Raw genomic sequence first — 22,295 nt, forward strand, 5'->3', positions numbered from 1 at the left:
TTAAGTCGCTAAAACGATACGACTTAAAGTCCTTTTTTGATCAAATATTGGTATGGCGTCTGAGCCGTTTCGCTGGCGATAAGGGTGTGATCCATAAACTCACAGAAGCTTGGAATATCGCGTGTCGTTGCAGGGTCATCGGCAATGATCAGCAGTGTCTCGCCTGCAGCCATTTGTCTTACCGTTTTACGCACCATCATTACAGGTTCTGGGCAACGTAAGCCAAGTGCATCGAGTCTATGCTGTGCTGTTGAGAAAGCGTCGTTCATATTACCTCTACTGAACGGTTAAGCAGAATTAGCTAATGTTACTCCAGCCCCCATGATAAACCAAGTTGGCGGTCGCAATTTGTGATGTGGTTTGATTGGTGTGCTTTTTGTCGTTACCAAAGCTAGAGATAAAATGTTCCACGTGGAACAAACTTATGGCTTATGGTAATTAACATTACTCAACGGCTTTATCAGCAGCGCTTTGAGATTGAGAGATTGGATGGATAACAGCTGTACTATTCTCTGGTGCTAAATCATTTGCAGCTGCCATAGTTTGTTGCTGCAATTTGGACGCCCGTTTGTAGCTATACATTTTTTGATCGGCTTTATGAATTAAGCTATTGGCTTCTTCATATTCATAGGGGCCAGTATCTGTAATGCCAAAACTTAAGGAAATATTGTTTAGACTGAGTTTTATTTTTTGATTAAACCGAGTGATGAAATTCTCTCGAGCTTGTTCCTCACGACAGTTAGGCATGATGATACAGAACTCATCTCCACCATATCGAAAACAATGATCTTCAGCACGAGTGGTTTCTTTAATCGCTTTTGCGACGGCACAAAGTACTTCATCACCTGATCTATGGCCTTGAGTGTCATTAAATAATTTAAAATCATCTACATCTAAATAGATGACACATACGGGCTCGGCGCGTCTTTGGGCAGCTCTGAGTATGCGAGTTGCGGTTTCTTGCAAGTGCCTTACATTGAGCAAACCTGTTAAGGGATCGGTTTGCGAGAGTTCTTCTAACTGCTGTGTTCGCTCTTTGACTTTGCTTTCCATGCTTTGGGCATATTTCTCGGCCTTATCTTTAGCGTTCTCAATCTCGGAGACTAAACTGCGAATATAAGTATCGAATACTAGTGTGACATCAAACAGCACCAGTTTATCAATTGCGGCTCGAATACGTTCGGCTTGACGTACATCTTGTACTGAGCCGTTGATCACGGCATAGATCAACTCCTTGAGTGTGTGCACCGCAGACAGGTAAAGTTTGGGCTCAACACCAATGCGTTTATGGACTAACCCAATCCGCAGGCGATTGTTTACGTACTCAAGATCATAAACACCATTAAATAAATCAAGCACATATCTTCTCTGTGCGGTACGTAGGCGGGCAAGGGTGTCTGAGTCTCCAATCAGGAGCGCAATTTCTGACACACTGGTTTGTAAGCCGTAAAAGTCGTCGACGATTTTATCTATGTTTTCTTCAATGATGGGCTTAAAGGATTGCAGTGCCTTTACGTCCGCCCCAGTAAAAGAGAAGAGCGCCTTACGAGACTCGATCTCCAGCTCAGTGATCCGCATTTGTTCGAAAAGGGTCTGTTCCGTTTGTAGCATCTGGCATTCCTCTGGTAAAACAACGAATTGCATCCTTGCACTACACTGCCTAGATTTGGCTGATGATTGCTTGCCTGTTGTCGTCCACAATAGCCAGTAATGCCCTTGTAGTTAAGTCGATAACGGACTGATTTTCAAATGAACAGCAGAAGAAATGAGAAATATTAATATTTATGATGGCAGAAGATTTGGCATAAAAAAGCCGGAACAAGTTCCGGCTTTGATGATTATTTGATTAACGAATTAAACGCGTTCGAACACGGTGGCGATACCTTGGCCTAAACCAATACACATAGTCGCTAAACCTAAGGTCGCGTCTTTGTCTTCCATCAAGTTGATCAGCGTCGTAGAGATACGCGCACCTGAACAACCCAGTGGGTGACCTAGTGCAATCGCGCCGCCGTTGAGGTTGATTTTGTCGTCAACCACATCCGCTAAACCTAAATCTTTCACACAAGGTAAAGACTGAGCAGCAAACGCTTCGTTAAGTTCAATCACATCTAAATCGGCAACTGTGATACCGGCACGAGCCAGCGCTTTTTGCGTGGCAGGAACTGGGCCGTAACCCATGATCGCCGCATCACAACCCGCAACCGCCATAGAGCGAATACGTGCACGAATCGGCAAGCCAAGTGCGCGCGCTTTAGATTCTTCCATGATTAACATGGCTGAAGCGCCATCAGACAGTGCAGAAGAAGTACCCGCAGTGACAGTACCGTTGACTGGATCAAATACCGGACGCAGTGCTGCTAGAGATTCCATAGTCGTTTCTGGGCGGATCACTTCGTCTTGCAGGACTTTAATTAAGGCACCGTTAGCATCGTGACCTTCAATGCCATAGATTTCCTTGGCAAAACGGCCTTCAATCGTCGCAGCATAAGCACGTTGATGAGAACGTACTGCAAAAGCATCTTGCTGTTCACGGGTAATACCGTGCAGTTTACCCAGCATTTCAGCGGTTAAGCCCATCATGCCAGAGGCTTTTGCCACGTTATTAGCAAGACCTGGGTGGAAGTCGACACCATGGCTCATAGGCACATGGCCCATGTGTTCTACGCCACCAATAATAAAGGTGTCGCCCATGCCAGTCATAATCGCACGCGCCGCTTGATGGATAGCATCCATTGACGAACCACATAGGCGGTTAACCGTCACTGCGCCAGCGGTCTTTGGAATGCCGGCTAATAGTGAAGCATTACGGGCAATGTTGAAGCCTTGCTCTAGGGTTTGTTGCACACAACCCCAAATCACGTCTTCAATTAGGTTTGGGTCGAGTTGCGGATTACGCAGCAACAGACCTTTCATCAATTCGGCAGACAGAGTTTCTGCACGTACATTACGAAATACGCCAGCCTTTGAGCGGCCCATCGGAGTACGAATACAGTCTACGATAACAGCTTGTTTCATGATTAAATTCCTTTCCCGCTAATTAGGCTTGGTAGTAGCTACCGTTATTGGCTGCTAATGTACGCATTGCATCTGTGACTTGATACAGACCGCCCAAGTGAGCATATTTGTCTGCTAAGGCTACAAAGTTTGCGACACCCATGGTATCCAAATAACGGAACACGCCGCCTCTGAATGGCGGGAAACCTAAGCCATAAACTAGGCCCATATCCGCTTCGGCTGGTGATGCGACAATACTTTCTTCTAAACAGCGCACGGTTTCGATGATCATAGGGATCATAGTACGAGCAATAATGTCATCGGCTTCAAAGGCTTTTAACTCGCCAAAGGCAGCTTTCAATAGACCGTAGCTTGTTGGATCGACATCTTTCTTCGGCTTGCCACGGCTATCGACGGAATAGACATAGAAACCTTTGCCATTTTTCTGGCCAAGACGTTTGTTCTCAAACATCACATCAATCGCATCAGTGCCTGATTTACCCATTCGATCAGGGAAACCTTCAGCCATAACGGCTTGGGCGTGATGACCTGTGTCTAAACCCACTACGTCGAGCAGGTAAGCAGGGCCCATTGGCCAACCGAATTGTTTTTCCATTACCTTGTCGATTGCAGCAAAGTCGCCACCTTCGGCAAGTAAGCCATTAAAGCCTGCAAAGTAAGGGAAGAGTACGCGGTTAACGAAGAAGCCTGGGCAATCGTTTACCACGATTGGGGTTTTGCCCATTTTGCTGGCGTAAGCCACAACAGAGGCGATGGTTTCTTCAGAACTGTGCTCACCACGGATAACTTCTACCAACGGCATTTTGTGCACTGGGTTGAAGAAATGCATACCGCAGAAACGCTCAGGTTTCTTCATGCTCTTAGCGAGCAAGTTGATTGAAATCGTTGAGGTGTTTGACGCGATAATTGCATCTTCACTCACATAGCCTTCAACTTCGGCTAAAACCTGTGCTTTAATTTTTGGATGTTCAACAACGGCTTCAACGACGACATCACTGTGTTTGAGCGCAGCATAATCTAATGAAGGCGTGATGTTGTTCAGCACTTTGGCCATTTTTTCTGGCGTTGAACGACCACGAGCAACTTGGGCAGACAGCAGTTTGGCGGCTTCATTGAGGCCTAAATCTAATGCTGGCTGGGCAATGTCTTTCATGACAATCGGTGTGCCTTTGCTGGCGCTTTGGTAGGCGATACCGCCGCCCATAATACCAGCACCTAATACGGCAGCGTTTTTCACTTCTTTGGCTAATTTACCCGCTTTTTTCGCTTTGCCTTTAACGAATTGATCATTAAGGAAGATACCGATAAGCGCTTTAGCTACGTCAGTTTTAGCCAGTTTGATAAAGGCTTGATGCTCGATTTGGAGTGCTTCGGTGCGGCCTTTAGTCGATGCTTGCTCAATCACGCTTACTGCGGCCATTGGTGCAGGGTAGTGTTTACCCGCAACAGCAAACACCATGCCTTTAGCTGTGGTGAATGACATCATAGCTTCAAGTTTTGGCAGTGTTAGTGCAGACAGCTTGCGGTTACGACGCGCTTGCCAATCCAACTTTTCAGCAACAGCATCTTTGAGCATTTGAATCGCAGCCGCTTCTAATGCTTCTGGCGCAACCACAGCATCCACAGCACCGACTTTCAGTGCATCTTCAGCGCGTTGGTCGTTACCTGTGGTGATCCATTCAAGTGCGTTATCTGCACCAATCACACGTGGCAGACGAACTGTGCCGCCAAAGCCTGGGATGATGCCGAGTTTAGTTTCAGGTAAACCGATTTTGGCTGTGGTATCTGCGATACGAAAATCCGTTGCCAGAATGGTTTCACAGCCGCCACCTAAGGCAAAGCCTTTGATTGCAGATGCTGTTGGGAAAGGTAAGTCTTCGAGTTTGTTGAAGACAGCGTTGGCTTGTTCAACCCAAGAGAGCAGTACGGCGTCATCTTGTGCGAATAGGCCTAAAAATTCGGTAATGTCGGCACCCACAATAAAGGTATCTTTACTTGAGGTCAGCACTAACGCTTTGATATTGGAATTTTGCTTGATGCTGTCTAATGCGGCATCGAGCGAAGCGAGGGTTTCTCTGTCGAATTTGTTCACCGAACCGGGTGCGTTAAAGCACAGCTTGGCAATATTATCCTCGAGTAACTCAACTTGAATTGTAGGACTTTGGTAGATCATTGCTTGCTTCCTTTTGGCTTAAAAGTGATACCCACCATTATGTGTTGGTGCTAGTACGACTCTCTATCTCACAGCAGCTTCGGCCATCATTTGACCAGTTGTGTGCCAGTGTGCTTCGAAATTCGATAAATTACAACACCCAATTTAAACGACTGTTTAATTTCTTGTCGGCTAGAGTGATTTTTCACCTTTGTGATACACTGCACAGAGTGTAGAACACCTAGAATGCGTTAAATCACTTTGTGGATAAATAGGTCTTTGTGGCTGTTTTCCTTAGACGTTTAAACGCTGTAGCAATGCTAGGGTTGAATAGAATTATTAAAAATAATCATGATGTTATCGCTTTAATGTTCTTTATTGAGCAGCCATGTATTTTAGATTGAGTGACAGTTTAACGTTTTGATTGAATCTGTTGTTCATGATCAGATTAAGATTATGTGGGCAAATTTGGCTCATAATATTAACTTTTATTCATTGCAGGAGATGACAAATGGATCAGTTGGCTCATCACTATTGTGCCCATATTGCCGAGTTAAACCGCCGAGTCGCAGAGATTTTGTCTCGAGAAGCCTTGTCTGGTTTAGTGATCCATTCGGGTCAGCCGCATCGGATGTTTTTGGATGATATCAATTATCCCTTTAAAGCAAACCCGCACTTCAAGGCATGGTTGCCAGTGTTGGATAATCCGAATTGCTGGTTAGTCGTCAATGGTCGCGATAAGCCGCAGCTGATTTTTTATCGTCCTGTGGATTTTTGGCACAAAGTATCCGATGTGCCGGATATGTTCTGGACCGAGCATTTTGATATTAAGCTGTTAACTAAGGCCGATAAGGTCGCTGAGCTGTTACCTAAAGACACAGTTAATTGGGCTTATTTGGGTGAGCATTTAGATGTAGCCGAAGTGCTGGGTTTTACCAGTCGCAATCCCGATGCTGTGATGAGCTATTTGCATTACCACAGAACCACTAAAACTGAATATGAATTGGAGTGTATGCGCCGCGCCAACCAAATTGCGGTGCAGGGACATTTGGCGGCTAAAAATGCGTTTTATAACGGTGCGAGTGAGTTCGAGATCCAACAGCATTATTTATCTGCCGTGGGCCAGAGCGAAAATGAAGTGCCCTACGGCAATATTATCGCTCTTAATCAAAATGCGGCGATTTTGCATTACACCGCGCTTGAGCATCAAAGCCCCGCGAAACGTTTGTCTTTTCTTATCGATGCGGGCGCGAGTTACTTTGGCTATGCGTCTGATATCACTAGAACCTATGCATTCGAGAAGAATCGTTTCGATGAGTTGATCGCTGCGATGAATAAGGCGCAGCTTGAGCTTATCGACATGATGCGCCCCGGCGTGCGTTATCCTGATTTACACTTAGCTACTCACGCTAAAGTCGCGCAAATGCTATTGGATTTTGATTTAGCCACGGGGGATGCCCAAGGTTTGGTTGATCAAGGCATTACCAGTGCTTTCTTCCCCCATGGTTTAGGCCACATGTTAGGTTTACAAGTGCATGACGTGGGTGGCTTCTCCCACGATGAGCGCGGTACCCATATCGCGGCGCCCGAGGCCCACCCATTCTTGCGCTGCACCCGCATTTTAGCGCCAAACCAAGTACTGACTATGGAACCTGGGTTATACATCATAGATACTTTGCTTAATGAGCTTAAACAAGATAGTCGTGGCCTGCAGATCAACTGGCAAACCGTTGATGAGTTAAGGCCTTTTGGCGGTATTCGTATCGAAGATAACGTCATAGTGCATCAAGATAGAAACGAGAATATGACCCGTGAGCTCGGCTTAGCCGATTGATGTTTGAAAATAGATTAGGGCGAATTCGTGCTCGAAAGTTATAACGTTCCCTGTGATGAAATCGTCATTGAAGAAGAGATAAAGCATAGTCGCTTTATCTCTTTTCTCTTTCATTGCGATAGTGTCGATAAATTAAAGTTAGTACTTACTGACATAAAGCGTGACTATCCCGGCGCAAGCCACTATTGCTCAGCTTTTGTTGCTGGCGCACCGGATGATAGCGTCTTGATTGGTTCGAGTGATGACGGTGAGCCCGCTGGCAGTGCAGGCCGCCCTATGTTAGCTGTGTTGCAAGGGGCACATATTGGCGAAGTTGGCGCTGTTGTCGTGCGTTACTATGGCGGTACTAAGCTAGGCGTAGGTGGACTCGTTCGGGCTTATACGTCGGGCTTAAGGCAAGGCTTGATTCAATTACCGACGCGACTCAAACAGTTACGGTATCCCGCCAAGTTGCATTGTGATTATGCGCAGCTGCGCGATGTCGAGCATCTATTACAGCAAGTGGATGCCGTGATCATCGATAAGCAATTTGCCGCAGCGGTCGATATTGTGTTTGAGATAGGGCGAGAGCAACAGGCATGGCTTTGTGAGTCACTGGCGACACTGAGTCAAGGAAGTTTGAGGCCCGAGTTTGAGCTGTGATGCCTGCGTAAATTATGCCAAAATAGCCCAAATGCTGAAAATACCTTTACAGCCAATGGAATAATTGAACTCGCGTAATGCAATATAAAACCATAATTAGAATCATAGGCCTGCTGATTGGTTTATTTTCAATCACTATGCTGCCACCAGCACTGATCGCTGTTTGGTATAACGATGGCGGCGGCACGGCGTTTATGCAGGCATTTTTTGTTAGCCTATTTATTGGTTTTTGGCTCTGGTATCCAAACCGCCACTGCAAAGAAGAATTGCGTACTCGAGAGGGCTTCCTGATTGTCGTGCTGTTCTGGACTGTACTGGGTTCTATTGGTGCCTTGCCGTTTATCTTTTCGAGTCAGCCAGACTTAAGCTGGACAGACAGCTTCTTTGAATCTTTTTCTGCGTTAACTACCACCGGAGCCACTGTCATTGTCGGGCTCGATTTCCTACCTAAGGCCATTTTGTTTTACCGCCATATGCTGCAATGGCTTGGTGGCATGGGGATTATTGTGCTTGCAGTGGCTATTTTACCTGTGCTCGGTGTGGGAGGAATGCAGCTTTATCGCGCTGAAATTCCGGGGCCTGTGAAAGACAGTAAGATGACCCCGCGGATAGCCGAAACTGCTAAAGCACTGTGGTATATCTATTTACTGCTAACGATTTCCTGCGCGACGGCTTATTGGTGGGCGGGCATGAGTATTTTTGACGCTATTTGTCATTCATTTTCGACCATTGCCATCGGAGGTTTTTCGACCCACGATGCCAGCATGGGCTATTTCGATAGTCCTACTATTAACCTTATTTGTGTGTTCTTTTTAATTGTTTCTGCGGTTAACTTTAGCGTGCATTTTGCGGCATTTTCACGACGTGGGATTAACGTTAGAGTCTATTTTAAAGATGCTGAATTTAAGATGCTGGTGGCGATTCAACTTATTCTCACAGCGATTTGTTTCTTCACGCTTTATCGTTCTGGTATTTATGATTCGCCAGAAGAAACCTTAGATCATGCTTTATTTCAGGCAGTTTCAGTTGCCACTACGGCTGGATTTGGCACTGATAGCTTCCATCTGTGGCCATTATTTTTACCCATACTATTAATGTTTTCGAGTTTTATCGGTGGCTGTGGTGGCTCAACGGCGGGTGGGATTAAGGTCATTCGAGTAATTTTACTGCTGTTACAGGGTTCCCGTGAATTGAAACGACTCGTTCACCCTAAGGCAATGTTTTCGATTAGGATTGGCTCTAAAGCCTTGCCCGATCGCGTGGTTGATGCTGTTTGGGGATTCTTTTCTGCCTATGCGCTGGTGTTTGTGATTTGTATGCTTGCACTCATGGCGATGGGATTAGATGATATTACGGCTTTTAGTGCCACGGCGGCATGCTTAAACAACTTAGGCCCAGGTTTAGGTGAGGTAGCGAGCAATTATGCCAGTATTGGTGATGGAGCCAAGTGGGTATTGGTCGTGGCTATGCTGTTTGGTCGCCTCGAAGTATTTACCTTACTGATTTTGTTTACGCCAACTTTTTGGAAGAATTAATCATGCAGACGTTAATAATCTATTCGACGATAGATGGCCAAACATTGGCAATTTGCCAAAAAATGAAGACGATTGCTGAACAGGCGGGAGAGCAGGTTTCGCTCGCCACATTAGAGCAGGCGGAAGCGTTGAGTCTAGTGGATTTTGATAAAGTGCTGATTGGTGCCAGTATTCGTTATGGTAAACATAGACCAGAGCTTTATCAGTATGTGAATCGCCACCATGCAGTGCTAGATACTAAGATTAATGGTTTTTTTACCGTTAACGTAGTGGCGCGCAAATCCTTAAAAAATACGCCTGAAACCAATCCTTATATGCAAAAGTTTCTCAAGCTTTCACTGTGGCAACCCCAGCTGTTAGAAGTGTTTGCAGGCAAGATTGATTACCCTAAATACGGTTTCTTCGATCGGACCATGATACGTTTTATCATGTGGTTGACTAAAGGGCCAACGGATATCACAGGCACTTTTGAGTTTACCGATTGGGCAAAAGTCGATGCCTTCGGTAACCGTTTTAGCCAACATTAAAAACCATTAAGCCCTAATCACTTGCAAGAGGTTAGGGCTTAAATTTAGGCTAATTTTGCAGTGTTAGGCCGCGCAGTAGCGGCTATGCAGAATCGAAATCACTTGGGTGACTTGCTCGTTCTTGAGTTTATAGTAAACAATTTGCGAGCTCTTACGGGTATCCACCAGATCTTCTGCGCGTAATACGGCTAAATGCTGGGATAGGGCCGACTGGCTTAATGGCACTGTGGCGTTGAGCTCGGTTACGCTCAACTCTTTGTCTAGTAATAGACATAAAATCATTAGGCGATAAGGGTTCGCTATGGCCTTGAGCCATTTAGCCGCACTTTCCGCATTAGTTACCATTGCATCTACATCTATATCATTTTGCATAAGGTCACTCACTTTATCGCTTTTGATTAGATAATTCTAATTGAACACATGTGTTTACGCAATCATACTGCTCGGCAATGCAGATCTCAATTTTTGCATCTCAGAATATGAGATACGACTGATTTGTGATCCTATCAGAGGTTTATTTAACGTAGCCTTGCCACAATGGTGGTATTACTCAGTGGATCGGAAATTGCCTATGACACGCGTCCTCGTACTTTATTTTACCCGTGGTGGCCATACGGCCAAGATTGCCAGTGCAATTGCCGAGCAATTAAGATTTCGTGACGCTAAGGTTGACCTCATCGATATCAACAGTGCTGCCGCGACTTGTATTAATTGGCCTGATTATGATGTCGTTGCCTTAGGTGCCTGCGTGCTCTATGGCACCTATGATAAGAGCGTTTTTCAATTTATTGAGCAGCATGCACAGGCTCTGGGCGCATTGCCAAACAGTTTTTTCTGCGTCAATGTTGTGGCGAGAAATCCTGAAAAACGTATCCCTGCAAATAATAAATATCTGCAAAAGTTCATTGCATTATCGCCATGGACGCCTGCTGATCTTAAAATTATTGCGGGCAAAGTGGATTATCCTTCATGGCCTTGGTATGACAGATTGGCGATTCAGTTGATTATGAAGATGACCAAGGGTCCAACTGATCCTAAGTCAGTTATCGATTATACCGACTGGGCTGATGTGAAAGTCTATGCTGATCATCTGTTGGAATTAGCTGACGTTACTGCAACTGCTTAATAAAAAAGGCGCTTAACACGTTAAGCGCCTTTTTAGTATTCAAGCTCTACTGAATTAGTACTTCCAGAAACTCGGGTGGAACAATACCGCCACGGTTAAGATTTCTAAACGACCGAGGAGCATGCCGAGTGACAACGCCCATTTAGCGACATCGGGTAGCGTTGAGAAGTTACCTACAGGTCCAATAATCGGGCCTAAACCAGGGCCCACGTTAGTGACTGCCGTAATCGCGCCCGTGAAACTGGTCATAGGATCGAGACCCGTGAGCACTAAAATCACTGACAAGCCTACAATCACCATCACAAACAGCAGTACGAAAGTGATCAGAGATCGGACGATATCATCACTGATGATGCGGTTGTTGTAACGTTCCCTAAAGATACCGTTTGGATGACATTGCTGTTTCAATTGCTCGCGCATAATGGCCCCAGCAATTTGAAAACGGAAGATCTTAATCCCGCCCGAAGTGGAACCAGAGCAACTACCGACAAACATTAAAAACAGGAAGGCGATATTGGCAAAGGCGCCCCAAGCACCGTAGTCCGTTAAGCCATAACCTGTAGTGGTGACTACCGATACCACGTTAAAGCTGGATAAACGCAGTGCATCTAGAAGCTCAATGTCGCGGGTTTGCCACAGCCAGAAGCCAATAGAACAAGATACAAATGTGAGGAAAAATAAGAAGCCTTTGACCTGAGCATCGTTCCAAATCCGTAGATCCCTTTGCTGTATGGTTTGTACAAACATGAGTAGTGGCAAGCCACCTGCTGCCATAAAGAAAATCCCAACCCAGTGTGCAGAGTTGGAGAACGCCGCCATTGAGCTATCTGAGGTCGAGTAGCCACCAGTCGAGAGGGTGGTCATTGCATGATTGATGGCCTGAAACCAAGTCATTCCCGCCAGATGATAGGCAACACAGCAGATACTCGTTAGTAAAATATATATAAAGAATAAATACTTAGCCATGCTTTGGGTGCGAGGCACTGCTTTATCGCTCCAATCGGATGATTCAGTGCGGAATAGCCGCATCCCGCCAACGTTTAAGAAGGGCAGAATCGCCACCGCCATTACGATAAAACCAATCCCACCTAGCCATTGCAATAAAGAGCGCCAGATTAAGATACTGTGATCCATAGTATCCAACCCTGAGAGTACAGTAGAACCTGTGGTCGTGATGCCGGACATGGTTTCAAAGAAGGCGTCGGTATAACCAATACCGTGATAAAGGGTAAATGGCATGGCCGCGAATAGGCTTACGATCAACCACGTTAGGCTGGTTAGTAGGAACATATCGCGGATATTGAGGTTAATGCTTTTGCTCTGGCCATTGTGTAAACACAGGCTTGAGCTAATGCCTGTGACTAATGCCGACACCATAAAAGAGCCCACGGTTTCCTCACCTTTGTATGCGGCGAGGAGCAGTGGGATCAGCATGAAAGCTGTCAGCATGGACAAAAACAGCCCTAAAATAAACAATAGCGGTCTAAAGTTCAGCATAAGTTGGCTTACTAAGGTTCTTAGAAGAAGAAAGCACTTGGTTGGAAAAGCTTCTCGACTTCGCCGACAAACTTTTTATTCACTAAGAACAAGATCACGTGATCCCCTTGCTCTATCACGGTTTTGTCGTGGGCCATCAGCACTTCATCATTGCGGACAATGGCACCAATCGTTGTCCCCGGTGGCAACTTAATATCACCAATGGCTTTGCCAACGACTTTAGAAGTGCTGGCATCTCCGTGGGCGATGGCTTCAATTGCCTCGGCCGCCCCACGACGTAGAGAGTAAACGTTACAGATATCACCCTGACGAATATGAGTTAATAGTGCTGAAATCGTCGCTTGTTGTGGTGAGATTGCAATATCGATGTTGGCTTCTTGCACTATATCCACATAGGCTTCGCGTTGAATAAGCACCATGACCTTTTTCGCGCCCATACGTTTTGCTAGCAGGGCGGACATAATATTGGCTTCGTCGTCATTGGTGACCGCAATAAATACGTCGGTTTGGTCTATGTGTTCTTCGAGCAGTAATTCTTGATCTGAGGCATCACCGCAGAACACTGTGGTATTTTCCAGCTGCTCCGATAAGGCTTCTGCACGTTCTAATTTATGCTCAATCAGTTTGACCGAGTGGGTGCGCTCAAGGCGTTTTGCTAAACCTAGGCCTATGTTACCGCCACCGGCGATCATAATGTTGCGGTAGGAGTTATCGAGCTTTTGCATTTCGCTCATGACAGCGCGAATATGGCGACTGTCTGCAACGAAGAAGACTTCATCATCGGCTTCGATAATGGTCGTTCCGCGAGGCATAATAGCGCGGCCTTGGCGGAAGATCGCCGCGACCCGGGTATCAATATTGGGCATATGCTCGCGAAGTGCCGCTAATGCATTTCCCACCAGTGGGCCGCCGTAATAGGCTCGAACAGCCACTAGGCTCAAGCGGCCTTCGGCAAATTCAAGCACTTGTAATGCGCCTGGATATTCTACGAGTCGCTGGATGTAAGCGGTCACTAACTGTTCAGGGGCGATTAATTCATCGATTACGAAGCCGCCGCGGGGGCGACCGTCGCTATTTTTGGTTTCACTGTCGATAAAGAGTTTATCGCGCATCGCCAAATACGGTTCTGAGCGGATACGGGCAATTTTAGTCGGCGTACCAAAAAGGGTATAGGCAATCTGGCAGGCAGCCATATTGCATTCATCACTATTGGTTACGGCGATAAGCATGTCGGCATCTTCTGCGCCTGCTTCTCTGAGAACATCAGGGTGAGCGGCATGGCCCGCTACGACGCGAAGGTCATATTTATCTTGCAGGGCGCGTAATCTGGATTTGTCATAATCGACAATGGTGATGTCATTGTTCTCACCCACCAAATTTTCGGCCAAGGTTCCCCCAACTTGACCCGCACCTAATATGATAATTTTCATGGCCTTGCTTACTTCCTAATCAGTCGCTTTCAATAAACGGGCATAATAAAACCCATCCATATTGTCTTGTCCTGGCGTGATTTGCCAACCTATATCCTGTGGCGAATTTTGCTGGACAAGTGTGTCTAGTTTAGCATCTACCGTTCTATCTAAAAACGCACTGATCTGGTCGCGGTTTTCCTGCGGTAAAATCGAACAAGTGGCATAAAGAAGCGTGCCACCGGGTTTTAGCCACTTCCAGCAATGATCGAGAATTTGCTGTTGAAGTTCAGCCAATTCTTCAATGTCATGGTTTTTTCGCAACCATTTAATATCGGGATGGCGGCGGATCACTCCCGTGGCCGAGCAAGGCGCGTCCAGTAAGATACGATCAAATTGTCCGCCTTGCCACCATGAGTCTATGTTGGCCGCATCACCATGGATAAGCTCCGCTTTTAATGATAAGCGGTTAAGGTTCTGTTGCACACGTTCAAGGCGTTTAGCATCAAAATCAACAGCGACTAATTTGATACTCGGCTCAAGTTCGAGTAAGTGACAACTTTTGCCACCGGGTGCCGCGCAGGCATCGAGTATTAATTCATTCGCTTGCGGGGCAAGTAAGGTCGCCGCCCATTGTGCCGCGCCATCTTGCACTGATGCAGCACCTTCATGAAAGTGTGGCAGTGTGGCGACATCCTTTGGATGCGCTAGGATAATGGCATCGGCACTGCTGCCTTCGCTCGCTTCAATGTCGATTTCGGCTAAAGCTGCGAGGTATTCGGCACGGCTCTGGGATAAGCGATTGTTACGCAGCCACATGGGCGGGCGTTCATGGCTTTGTTGAATGATGTCTTGCCACTGCTCGGGATAGGCTTCTTTTAAGCGCTTAATTAACCAAGCGGGTGTGTTATAGCTTAAGGTATCTGTTTCTGTGCTTAGCGGCGATAGCTGGCGCTGAATATTGCGCAGTACACCATTAACCACTTTGACCATGCCTTCAAATTTTAACTGGCGACAGGCTTCGGCGGTTTCTGAAATCGCGGCGTGGCTTGGAATGCGAGTGAAGTAAAGTTGATAGCAACCTATGATCAGCAGCTGGTGGATAATCCTTTGCTTACCTTTGAGTGGTTTCGCTAGGCATTCACTGATGCGTTTCTCTATTTGCGGCAGAGTGCGCATCACGCCGTAACAGAGCTCGGCGAGTAGGGCTTTATCTTTGCCGCTGGCAAGGTGCTTTTGTTGATCGGGCAGTGCCACTGAGAGTGACACGCCTTTTTCTAATACTTCGAAGATGGCTTTCGCAGCTAGCGCGCGCAAGTTCATGATTATTGTGCCTCGTTTGCGAGGCGAGTATTCGGGCTAAACCATTCACCTCGAGCATTGAGAATATCGGCAACATTGAGTGGCTTTTTCCCTGGTAGCTGCATACTCAGCAGGGTTAACACACCATCAGCGGTGGCGACGTCTATGCCTTTTTTGCTGGCGCTGATAATAGTACCTGGAGCGGCTGCGCTGGTGGTTTCGCTGACTTGAGTTTGCCACACTTTTATAGTGTTACCTTGGTGCTCAAAGTAACTCACAGGCCAAGGATTAAAGGCACGGACTTCTTGCCATAACTGTTTAGCGGATTTATTCCAATCGAGTCTGGCTTCTTCTTTGCTGAGTTTTTCTGCGTAGTTTGCTAAGGCTTCATCTTGTTTTTCAGCGGCTAAGGTACCGTTTGCTAAACCCTCGAGGGCTTGCAATAGGGCAACGGGACCTTGTTCTGCCAGTTTCTCGTAAAGGCTGGCTGACGTGTCGTTATCTTCGATCGGCAGATAGGTTTTAAGCAGCATGTCACCAGTATCTAAACCCACATCCATCTGCATAATGGTTACGCCAGTTTCTTTGTCGCCGGCCCAAAGCGCGCGTTGGATCGGTGCGGCACCACGCCAGCGTGGCAAAATAGAACCATGAACGTTAATACAACCTAAACGCGGTGTATCTAATACGACTTTTGGCAAGATCAGGCCGTAGGCGACGACCACCATGATATCGGCGTTGAGTGCGGCAAGTTCTTGTTGCGCGGGTTCTTTACGTAATGAGCCGGGTTGAAACACTGGAATACTATTGGCGATAGCGAGTTCTTTTACTGGGCTGGCGGTCAGTTTCTTGCCGCGGCCAGCGGGTCTATCGGGCTGAGTGTAAACGCCAATCACATTGTGGTGTGAGTTTAAAAGTGCTTGTAAGTGGCGAGCGGCAAAATCCGGTGTTCCGGCAAAGATGATGTTGAGTGGTTTCAAATCTGATCCTATGCTTCTTTGGCGTCCAATCGGGCGGCTTTTTCAAGTTTTTGTTTGATCCGCTGACGTTTTAGCGGCGACAAATAATCGACAAACAATTTGCCTTTGAGGTGATCCATTTCGTGTTGAATACAAATGGCAAATAACTCATCGGCTTCAACTATAAATTCGTTACCGTGCCTGTCTAAGGCTTTTACCGTGACAAATTCGGCGCGATCGACTTTGGCGTAAATCCCCGGAACCGACAGGCAACCTTCTTCATTGCAGAAGTCACCGCTGCTGGCGATAATTTCAGGGTTGATAAACACTTTTGGTCGTTCGACTTCATCCTGTAAGTCCATGACAATAAGTTGTTTATGGTAATCAACTTGGGTCGCGGCCAGACCGATACCTTTTTCTTGGTACATGGTTTCGAACATATCATCAATTTGAGTCTGCAGCTCGGCATTAAACTCTGTGATGGGTGTGGCTTGTGTTCGTAATCTTTCGTCAGGGAATTGTAATACTTTTAATAGTGTCATACATAAACTCTTAACAAGTCTGTCAAATCTCTGCCAGTTAGTTATACTGACTGATGCTAATGAGTTAATTTTAATCTTTAGTGCCTACCAATAACAGTAAAAGCTCAAACTAAGAGTTAAACAACATGGAAATACCCATGAAACGGTTAATTTTACTCGCGTTAATGACATTCAATTGCACGTTTGTTGCCGCAGATACCCTGACGCTTAAGGCGGGGCATCCTGAGTCATATGTAGTGAAAAAGGGCGATACTCTTTGGGATATCTCCGCCGCGTTTCTGAATGACCCATGGAAATGGCCGAGTCTTTGGGATGTAAACCCACAGATAGCTAACCCCCACCTTATTTACCCTGGCGATCAACTCACTCTGGTATTTATTGATGGTCAGCCCCGCCTTGTGCGTAATGGTGCTACTGTCGATAGTGCTAAACCCCATGTAAAAAAGAGTCCCGAGGGACGTGTCATTGCTAAGAGTAATGCTATTCCAGCCGTTGATTTAGCCTTGATTGAACAATATTTAGTGCAGAATCGGGTCGTCGAGACTCACTGGCTTACTGAGCAACCTATGGTGCTGGCAGGTGAAAGTCCATCGCGTCACCATATTGTGGGTGATGTGATTTATATTGATGCTGAACTGCCAATAAACCAAAAATATGGTATTTACGAACGCGGTCGCGAGTTTTTCAATAAAGAGTCAGGCGAAGCGTTAGGACAAGAAGCCATTTTGTCGTCTACTGGGCAAGTGATTGAGTCTGGTAAGGTTTCAAAAATTAAGTTGCTAACGAGCTTTCGCGAAACCAAAGCGGGCTTCAGAGTATTGCCGATGGAAAGTGATTCCTTGATGTCAGCTTACTTTACTCCTAAACCTGCGGAATTAAAGATACCGGCTTTAGTGTTAGCGACAGAATCAAATTTGCGTGAAGCGGGTAAGTTGAATGTCGTGTACTTAGATAAAGGCACTCAGGATGGCGTCGAGCCTGGGGTGGTATTTTCTATTTACCGTGATGGTGAGGTTATTGTTATCAACAATGACGGTATGCCAGTTCCTGCAATTGAACGTACTGCCTATGATAACCTAATGGCGTCAGTCTCTTCGGATCGTGCAGTTAAGATGCCGGATGTTTATCATGGTAAGTTGTTAGTGTTTAAAGTGTTTGATAAGGCGAGCTTAGGTTTGATTGTCTCCACCGAGCGGCCTGTTCGTGTCGACGATAAGTTAATCGCCCCAGAATCTTTAGCCTTAAGAGGTCTATAATCTCTGAAAATTTGGTCGATTGGTTAGTTGTTTGTGCTGTATCTGGGCTAGGACCCGCTCGGATCCAACAATTATTAACGCACATGGAAGTGGACGACCTCAGACAAAGGTTAGAGCATGAGAGACAAGCGCTACCTTTATCTGATCATCTGCTCCATAGCCTTGTTATTGATTATCAAAAAGTGGATGTCGCCCTCGAATGGCAACAGCAAGCCGCCGATCATCATCTGCTTTGTTTCTCTGATCCGCTTTATCCACCATTATTAAAACAACTCTCAGATCCGCCCGCCGTCCTGTTCGTTAAAGGTTGCTTAGAGGCGTTAGCCCTTCCTTATCTTGCTATTGTTGGCAGTCGTAATGCTTCTCCAGGCGGATTGCAGGTCGCTTACCAACTGGCTGCTGAGATGTCCTCAATGGGATTTGGTATCTGTAGCGGCATGGCGATGGGGATTGATGGGGCGGCCCATAAAGCCTGTGTTGACCATCAAGGGCGCACTATTGCCGTACTAGGAACGGGCATAGAGATCATTTATCCACGAAAACATCGACAGCTTTATCATGATATTCAGCGGCAAGGCTGTATACTTAGCGAGTTTTGGCCTGATACTGGTCCCTTTGCGGGTAATTTTCCGAAACGAAATCGCATTATTAGCGGTCTATCTTTAGGTACTCTTGTGGTTGAAGCCTGTCGCAAAAGCGGCTCTTTAATCACTGCTAGGTTGGCGATGGAACAAGGGCGTGAGGTGTTTGCCGTTCCGGGCTCAATCTTAGGTGGTTACCATCAAGGCTGTCATGATTTATTACGTGATGGAGCAAAGCTTGTGGAAACCGCTGCCGATATAGTGGAAGAGTTGGCAAGTTTAACCGCTTTCCACCTTGAAGAATTGAAGTTATGCCACCATATACAGCAAGACGAGATTTGTAATTTGCCATTTTCGTCTCTGTTAGCTAGTGTAGGTTATGAAACTACATCAATTGATGCAGTCGTTGAACATAGTGGAAAAACGATAGATCTGGTGTTAGAACAAATGCTTGAACTTGAGTTGCAAGGTTGGGTAATAGCAGTACCCGGTGGTTACGTCAGAGTAAAGAGGAGCTAGCCATGTTTGATATCCTCATGTATCTATTTGAAAACTATGTTCACAGTGAAGTTGAACTACTAGTTGATGAAGACGAGTTAACCAAGGAACTCACTCGTGCCGGATTTCATCAATCCGAGATTTTAAAAGCGTTAACTTGGTTGGAGCGCTTAGCTGAATTACAAGAAGGGGATAAACCTTATCTTTGTAATCACGATCAGCATTCGTTTCGTATCTATACAAAGGACGAAATGGACAAGCTGGATGTGGAATCCCGCGGTTTCTTGCTGTTTTTAGAGCAAGTTAAAGTGCTGAATGTCGAAACCCGTGAAATGGTGATCGATAGAGTTATGGAGTTGGATGAACCAACCCTGATTTTAGAAGATCTCAAATGGGTTATCTTAATGGTGCTGTTTAATGCTCCTGGCCATGAGTCCGCTTATGAGCAAATGGAAGATTTAATCTTCGAACAGCCCGAAGGCCGACTGCATTCTTAATTGTTGTGAAAGATGAATTATGAGAGAAAGGAGGCTAAGACCTCCTTTTTTGATGCCATAAATTCCTTGATGGCACTGCGCTTGATATCCTAATGCGCTACGACAGGTGGTGAATGATTATGTCTAAGATTGATGAACAATTATTTAGTGCCCACGAACACGCACTGGAAAAAGAATACGAACTTTGTCCCGAATGTGGCAGCGAGTTATCGGTTAAACACAGTAAGCACGGCGGTTTTATTGGCTGTAATAATTACCCTAGCTGTAATTACACTCGACCCTTAGTGCAGCACGAATCTATTGAAACTCAAGTGATTGAAGGTTCTGTATGTCCTGAATGCGGTCACGAACTGGCAGTAAAGTCAGGGCGCTTTGGGATCTTTATTGGGTGTACGCAATATCCTAGCTGCACGCATATTGAAAAACAGGATCAAGCGAGTGATAAGCCTGACATTCCTTGCCCTGAATGCAAAGCGGGTAAGCTTGAGCACAGAACGAGTCGCTTCGGAAAGAGTTTTTATGCCTGCAGTGCTTACCCTAAGTGCAAGTTTATTGTGAATTATCCTCCGGTTGCTGAAGCTTGCCCGAGTTGTGGTTTTGGGATCTTAGTCGAGCGTAAAGGTGCGGCTGGGATGCGTTTAGAATGCCCGCAAAAAAGCTGTAAATACAAAAGACCACTTTAGTTTATTGTGTGACCTGCATCTTAATATTTGGCCGATGAAAGTGGCTTGCGTATAATCCTCGGTTGACCGCTGATGGGGCGGTCAGTATTCGAATTTATCCAATAATTTGATTGTTGAAATCGACAATACTCAAAAGGTGATCCTAAGATGTTGCAGCTGCACCCATCTGACATAAAAGATATTGTGCTTAACGGTGGTGTTATCGCTTATCCAACTGAGGCCGTTTATGGCCTAGGTTGCGACCCCGATAATGACACCGCTATCCAAAAGTTATTGGCGGTAAAACAGCGCCCATGGCAAAAGGGACTGATCTTAGTCGCCAGTGATTTTCAGCAGCTTTTAGCTTATGTTGATGAATCGCAATTAACGGCTGAGCAGCTCGAGTTTGCATTTTCCAAGTGGCCGGGGCCTTTTACCTTTGTAATGCCAATCAAAGCGCAGGTTTCAAAATACCTCTGTGGTGAATTTGACTCTATTGCAGTGCGAGTATCAGCCCATACTGGGGTGCAAGCCCTGTGCCGCGCGCTCAATAAACCTTTAGTGTCGACTAGCGCTAACCTTGCGGGTGAAGATCCTGCATTAACTGCCGATGAAATTCTCGCAGATTTTACAGGTAAAATTGATGCACTCGTATTAGGTGAACTCGGTGAGCAACGTCAGCCCTCGACCATTATCGATGCGCGAAGCGGCAAGATTTTACGAAATGGACAATGAGCAAACCAATAATAAGGATAACAAGATGAGTGTGCCTGATGTTGCAGTGGTAAAAGCGTTTTTAATCGATCTACAAAACCGAATTTGTGCTGGTTTACAGGCGCTGGATGGCCAAGCCACGTTCGCCGCCGATTCATGGACTCGCGCTGAAGGTGGTGGTGGTACTAGCCGAGTATTAACCCAAGGTGCAGTGTTCGAGCAAGCTGGGGTTAACTTTTCCCATGTGACTGGTGCTGCTATGCCTGCGTCGGCTACGGCGCATCGCCCTGAGTTAGCGGGCCGTAGTTTTGAAGCTATGGGCGTTTCTTTAGTGATTCATCCTAATAATCCTTATATCCCAACGACTCATGCCAATGTGCGCTTCTTCATCGCTCAAAAAGAGGATGCCGATCCCGTGTGGTGGTTTGGCGGTGGCTTTGATTTAACGCCTTATTATCCGTTCGAGGAAGATGTGCGCGAGTGGCACCAGACTTCTAAGGATATTTGCGCGCCTTTCGGGGATGAGGTTTATCCCAAGTATAAGAAATGGTGCGATGAGTATTTCTTCCTACCGCATCGTAATGAAACCCGCGGCGTGGGTGGATTGTTTTTCGATGACTTGAATCAAGCAGGATTCGAGCAAAGCTTTAGCTTTATGCAAGCTGTAGGTAATGGCTTCTTAACGGCCTATGCGCCGATTGTCGAGCGTCGTAAAGAGACTGAATTCGGTGAGCGTGAGCGTCAGTTCCAACTCTATCGTCGTGGTCGTTATGTTGAGTTCAACTTAGTCTACGACAGAGGCACTTTGTTTGGCCTACAGACGGGCGGCCGTACCGAGTCTATCTTAATGTCGATGCCGCCATTAGTACGTTGGCAATATGCTTATACACCAGAGGCGGGAAGCCCTGAGGCAGATTTGTACGATAACTACCTCAAACCCCGTGACTGGGTTTAGCCATTAATCTTAAAGAGTGGATGCGATGTCCACTTTATTGATTACGCATATGATCAGCCAGAGTTGAAATCGCCTCAAAGATGGCGGCTCGATGCTCTGGCTTATTAATGTTTTCTTCAATCGCAAATTTCATACAGAACAGCCATTGATCCCGCATCGCCTCATCGACGGCGAAATGCATGTGTCGTGCTCGCAATGCGGGATGACCATATTTCTGCTGGTAGAGCTGTGGCCCGCCGAGCCAACCACTTAAAAATTCGAACAACTTCTGCTCTGATTCCGCAATTGGCGCTCTATGAATGGCAAGCAGTGTTGTCGTTTCTGCGGAGCTTGCCATCTTCTGATAAAAACATTTGGTGATAGCGCGGATCACTTTTTCGCCGCCGATTAAGTCGTAAGCGTTAGATTGGCTCGGATCGCGATCATCCTGCGGTGGAGTGTGTTTGCTAAAAATCTTTTTAAGCCAGTTCATTGGAATAGTCGTTCACTAAAATAGAGAGTATTGAGCCGATGGCGCATTATAGCGTGAAACCCAACGTGAAATTTAGTTGAACATAATTCGTCTTGCCTAGGCTCAAAAGCGCGGTAG

The 22,295-nt window shown here is 46.2% G+C and carries 22 protein-coding genes; 11 read left to right on the plus strand and 11 right to left on the minus strand.

Annotation, left to right across the window (positions count from 1 at the left end; all coding sequences use genetic code 11):
* Positions 1-23: 23 nt before the first annotated feature.
* From tusA to fadB, 4 genes are all read right to left on the minus strand, one after another.
* Positions 24-269, minus strand: coding sequence for a sulfurtransferase TusA (gene tusA / locus RA178_RS00090; RefSeq protein ID WP_105250817.1), 246 nt, complete (start codon positions 267-269; stop codon positions 24-26).
* Positions 270-444: 175 nt separating this feature from the next.
* The gene (locus RA178_RS00095; protein ID WP_113941402.1) at positions 445-1,611 is read right to left on the minus strand and encodes a diguanylate cyclase domain-containing protein; all 1,167 of its coding nucleotides are present in this window, start codon (positions 1,609-1,611) and stop codon (positions 445-447) included.
* A 243-nt stretch (positions 1,612-1,854) separates the two neighbouring features.
* Positions 1,855-3,018, minus strand: a complete 1,164-nt coding sequence (gene fadA / locus RA178_RS00100; protein WP_014609502.1) for an acetyl-CoA C-acyltransferase FadA — start codon at positions 3,016-3,018, stop codon at positions 1,855-1,857.
* Between the two features lie 22 nt (positions 3,019-3,040).
* Positions 3,041-5,191, minus strand: coding sequence for a fatty acid oxidation complex subunit alpha FadB (gene fadB / locus RA178_RS00105; protein ID WP_306684010.1), 2,151 nt, complete (start codon positions 5,189-5,191; stop codon positions 3,041-3,043).
* A 490-nt stretch (positions 5,192-5,681) separates the two neighbouring features.
* On the opposite strand from fadB, the gene pepQ reads away from it, so the two are divergent.
* The 4 genes from pepQ (at position 5,682) to hemG (RA178_RS00125) (ending at position 9,708) form a co-directional block, all read left to right on the plus strand.
* Positions 5,682-7,004 carry a Xaa-Pro dipeptidase gene (gene pepQ, locus RA178_RS00110; RefSeq protein ID WP_219252095.1) on the plus strand — a complete coding sequence of 441 codons (1,323 nt, stop codon included), beginning with the start codon at positions 5,682-5,684 and terminating at the stop codon, positions 7,002-7,004.
* A 27-nt stretch (positions 7,005-7,031) separates the two neighbouring features.
* The gene (locus RA178_RS00115) at positions 7,032-7,646 is read left to right on the plus strand and encodes a YigZ family protein (protein WP_105250820.1); all 615 of its coding nucleotides are present in this window, start codon (positions 7,032-7,034) and stop codon (positions 7,644-7,646) included.
* A gap of 77 nt (positions 7,647-7,723) precedes the next feature.
* Positions 7,724-9,181 carry a TrkH family potassium uptake protein gene (locus RA178_RS00120; RefSeq protein ID WP_105250821.1) on the plus strand — a complete coding sequence of 486 codons (1,458 nt, stop codon included), beginning with the start codon at positions 7,724-7,726 and terminating at the stop codon, positions 9,179-9,181.
* 2 nt (positions 9,182-9,183) lie between these two features.
* A complete protein-coding gene (gene hemG / locus RA178_RS00125) occupies positions 9,184-9,708 on the plus strand; it encodes a menaquinone-dependent protoporphyrinogen IX dehydrogenase (RefSeq protein WP_105250822.1) in 525 nt (174 codons plus the stop codon).
* Positions 9,709-9,771: 63 nt separating this feature from the next.
* On the opposite strand, the gene RA178_RS00130 is transcribed toward hemG (RA178_RS00125), so the two are convergent.
* A complete protein-coding gene (locus tag RA178_RS00130; protein ID WP_105250823.1) occupies positions 9,772-10,080 on the minus strand; it encodes an ArsR/SmtB family transcription factor in 309 nt (102 codons plus the stop codon).
* 199 nt (positions 10,081-10,279) lie between these two features.
* On the opposite strand from RA178_RS00130, the gene hemG (RA178_RS00135) reads away from it, so the two are divergent.
* Complete coding sequence (hemG, locus tag RA178_RS00135; protein ID WP_105250824.1) at positions 10,280-10,834, plus strand: menaquinone-dependent protoporphyrinogen IX dehydrogenase; 555 nt, start codon at positions 10,280-10,282, stop codon at positions 10,832-10,834.
* A 54-nt stretch (positions 10,835-10,888) separates the two neighbouring features.
* On the opposite strand, the gene RA178_RS00140 is transcribed toward hemG (RA178_RS00135), so the two are convergent.
* Genes RA178_RS00140 through def form a run of 5 tightly spaced genes read right to left on the minus strand, consistent with a single transcriptional unit; the run spans position 10,889 to position 16,543 of the window.
* Positions 10,889-12,331 carry a TrkH family potassium uptake protein gene (locus RA178_RS00140; protein WP_113941395.1) on the minus strand — a complete coding sequence of 481 codons (1,443 nt, stop codon included), beginning with the start codon at positions 12,329-12,331 and terminating at the stop codon, positions 10,889-10,891.
* Between the two features lie 20 nt (positions 12,332-12,351).
* Positions 12,352-13,761 (minus strand): Trk system potassium transporter TrkA, encoded by a 1,410-nt coding sequence (gene trkA / locus RA178_RS00145; protein ID WP_105250826.1) that lies wholly within the window; start codon positions 13,759-13,761, stop codon positions 12,352-12,354.
* A gap of 15 nt (positions 13,762-13,776) precedes the next feature.
* Positions 13,777-15,063 (minus strand): 16S rRNA (cytosine(967)-C(5))-methyltransferase RsmB, encoded by a 1,287-nt coding sequence (gene rsmB / locus RA178_RS00150; protein ID WP_306684015.1) that lies wholly within the window; start codon positions 15,061-15,063, stop codon positions 13,777-13,779.
* Positions 15,064-15,065: 2 nt separating this feature from the next.
* Positions 15,066-16,022 carry a methionyl-tRNA formyltransferase gene (fmt, locus tag RA178_RS00155; RefSeq protein WP_306684017.1) on the minus strand — a complete coding sequence of 319 codons (957 nt, stop codon included), beginning with the start codon at positions 16,020-16,022 and terminating at the stop codon, positions 15,066-15,068.
* 8 nt (positions 16,023-16,030) lie between these two features.
* Positions 16,031-16,543, minus strand: coding sequence for a peptide deformylase (def, locus tag RA178_RS00160; protein WP_206766142.1), 513 nt, complete (start codon positions 16,541-16,543; stop codon positions 16,031-16,033).
* A 125-nt stretch (positions 16,544-16,668) separates the two neighbouring features.
* Between def and RA178_RS00165 the strand changes: the two genes are divergently transcribed.
* The 6 genes from RA178_RS00165 to hemF all read left to right on the plus strand — a co-directional run bounded on the left by RA178_RS00165 (position 16,669) and on the right by hemF (position 21,706).
* Entirely contained in the window at positions 16,669-17,799 is a 1,131-nt protein-coding gene (locus tag RA178_RS00165) for a LysM peptidoglycan-binding domain-containing protein (RefSeq protein WP_105250830.1), read from the plus strand.
* 83 nt (positions 17,800-17,882) lie between these two features.
* The gene (gene dprA / locus RA178_RS00170) at positions 17,883-18,899 is read left to right on the plus strand and encodes a DNA-processing protein DprA (RefSeq protein ID WP_168827568.1); all 1,017 of its coding nucleotides are present in this window, start codon (positions 17,883-17,885) and stop codon (positions 18,897-18,899) included.
* Positions 18,900-18,901: 2 nt separating this feature from the next.
* Positions 18,902-19,375 (plus strand): DUF494 family protein, encoded by a 474-nt coding sequence (locus RA178_RS00175; protein WP_006083793.1) that lies wholly within the window; start codon positions 18,902-18,904, stop codon positions 19,373-19,375.
* Positions 19,376-19,494: 119 nt separating this feature from the next.
* Positions 19,495-20,058, plus strand: a complete 564-nt coding sequence (locus RA178_RS00180; RefSeq protein WP_105253028.1) for a DNA topoisomerase family protein — start codon at positions 19,495-19,497, stop codon at positions 20,056-20,058.
* 147 nt (positions 20,059-20,205) lie between these two features.
* Positions 20,206-20,772, plus strand: coding sequence for an L-threonylcarbamoyladenylate synthase type 1 TsaC (tsaC, locus tag RA178_RS00185; protein WP_105250832.1), 567 nt, complete (start codon positions 20,206-20,208; stop codon positions 20,770-20,772).
* 25 nt (positions 20,773-20,797) lie between these two features.
* Complete coding sequence (gene hemF / locus RA178_RS00190) at positions 20,798-21,706, plus strand: oxygen-dependent coproporphyrinogen oxidase (RefSeq protein ID WP_105253029.1); 909 nt, start codon at positions 20,798-20,800, stop codon at positions 21,704-21,706.
* A gap of 34 nt (positions 21,707-21,740) precedes the next feature.
* Here hemF and RA178_RS00195 read toward each other — a convergent pair whose 3' ends face one another.
* Positions 21,741-22,178: a group II truncated hemoglobin gene (locus RA178_RS00195; protein ID WP_173248522.1), complete on the minus strand. Its 438-nt coding sequence runs from the start codon at positions 22,176-22,178 to the stop codon at positions 21,741-21,743.
* Between the last annotated feature and the right edge of the window lie 117 nt (positions 22,179-22,295).

The organism is Shewanella oncorhynchi, from assembly GCF_030848765.1.
GTDB lineage: Bacteria > Pseudomonadota > Gammaproteobacteria > Enterobacterales > Shewanellaceae > Shewanella > Shewanella oncorhynchi.

What these genes read in the sequence shown, in the direction of transcription:
- rsmB (WP_306684015.1), bottom strand. Translation starts at nt 15,063, where the DNA reads ATGAACTTGCGCGCGCTAGCTGCGAAAGCCATCTTCGAAGTATTAGAA.
- RA178_RS00180 (WP_105253028.1), top strand. Translation starts at nt 19,495, where the DNA reads ATGTCTAAGATTGATGAACAATTATTTAGTGCCCACGAACACGCACTG.
- RA178_RS00175 (WP_006083793.1), top strand. Translation starts at nt 18,902, where the DNA reads ATGTTTGATATCCTCATGTATCTATTTGAAAACTATGTTCACAGTGAA.
- fadB (WP_306684010.1), bottom strand. Translation starts at nt 5,191, where the DNA reads ATGATCTACCAAAGTCCTACAATTCAAGTTGAGTTACTCGAGGATAAT.
- pepQ (WP_219252095.1), top strand. Translation starts at nt 5,682, where the DNA reads ATGGATCAGTTGGCTCATCACTATTGTGCCCATATTGCCGAGTTAAAC.
- RA178_RS00120 (WP_105250821.1), top strand. Translation starts at nt 7,724, where the DNA reads ATGCAATATAAAACCATAATTAGAATCATAGGCCTGCTGATTGGTTTA.
- tusA (WP_105250817.1), bottom strand. Translation starts at nt 269, where the DNA reads ATGAACGACGCTTTCTCAACAGCACAGCATAGACTCGATGCACTTGGC.
- dprA (WP_168827568.1), top strand. Translation starts at nt 17,883, where the DNA reads ATGGAAGTGGACGACCTCAGACAAAGGTTAGAGCATGAGAGACAAGCG.
- RA178_RS00165 (WP_105250830.1), top strand. Translation starts at nt 16,669, where the DNA reads ATGGAAATACCCATGAAACGGTTAATTTTACTCGCGTTAATGACATTC.
- hemF (WP_105253029.1), top strand. Translation starts at nt 20,798, where the DNA reads ATGAGTGTGCCTGATGTTGCAGTGGTAAAAGCGTTTTTAATCGATCTA.
- trkA (WP_105250826.1), bottom strand. Translation starts at nt 13,761, where the DNA reads ATGAAAATTATCATATTAGGTGCGGGTCAAGTTGGGGGAACCTTGGCC.
- hemG (WP_105250824.1), top strand. Translation starts at nt 10,280, where the DNA reads ATGACACGCGTCCTCGTACTTTATTTTACCCGTGGTGGCCATACGGCC.
- RA178_RS00130 (WP_105250823.1), bottom strand. Translation starts at nt 10,080, where the DNA reads ATGCAAAATGATATAGATGTAGATGCAATGGTAACTAATGCGGAAAGT.
- RA178_RS00095 (WP_113941402.1), bottom strand. Translation starts at nt 1,611, where the DNA reads ATGCTACAAACGGAACAGACCCTTTTCGAACAAATGCGGATCACTGAG.
- hemG (WP_105250822.1), top strand. Translation starts at nt 9,184, where the DNA reads ATGCAGACGTTAATAATCTATTCGACGATAGATGGCCAAACATTGGCA.
- RA178_RS00140 (WP_113941395.1), bottom strand. Translation starts at nt 12,331, where the DNA reads ATGCTGAACTTTAGACCGCTATTGTTTATTTTAGGGCTGTTTTTGTCC.
- fadA (WP_014609502.1), bottom strand. Translation starts at nt 3,018, where the DNA reads ATGAAACAAGCTGTTATCGTAGACTGTATTCGTACTCCGATGGGCCGC.
- RA178_RS00195 (WP_173248522.1), bottom strand. Translation starts at nt 22,178, where the DNA reads ATGAACTGGCTTAAAAAGATTTTTAGCAAACACACTCCACCGCAGGAT.
- def (WP_206766142.1), bottom strand. Translation starts at nt 16,543, where the DNA reads ATGACACTATTAAAAGTATTACAATTCCCTGACGAAAGATTACGAACA.
- tsaC (WP_105250832.1), top strand. Translation starts at nt 20,206, where the DNA reads ATGTTGCAGCTGCACCCATCTGACATAAAAGATATTGTGCTTAACGGT.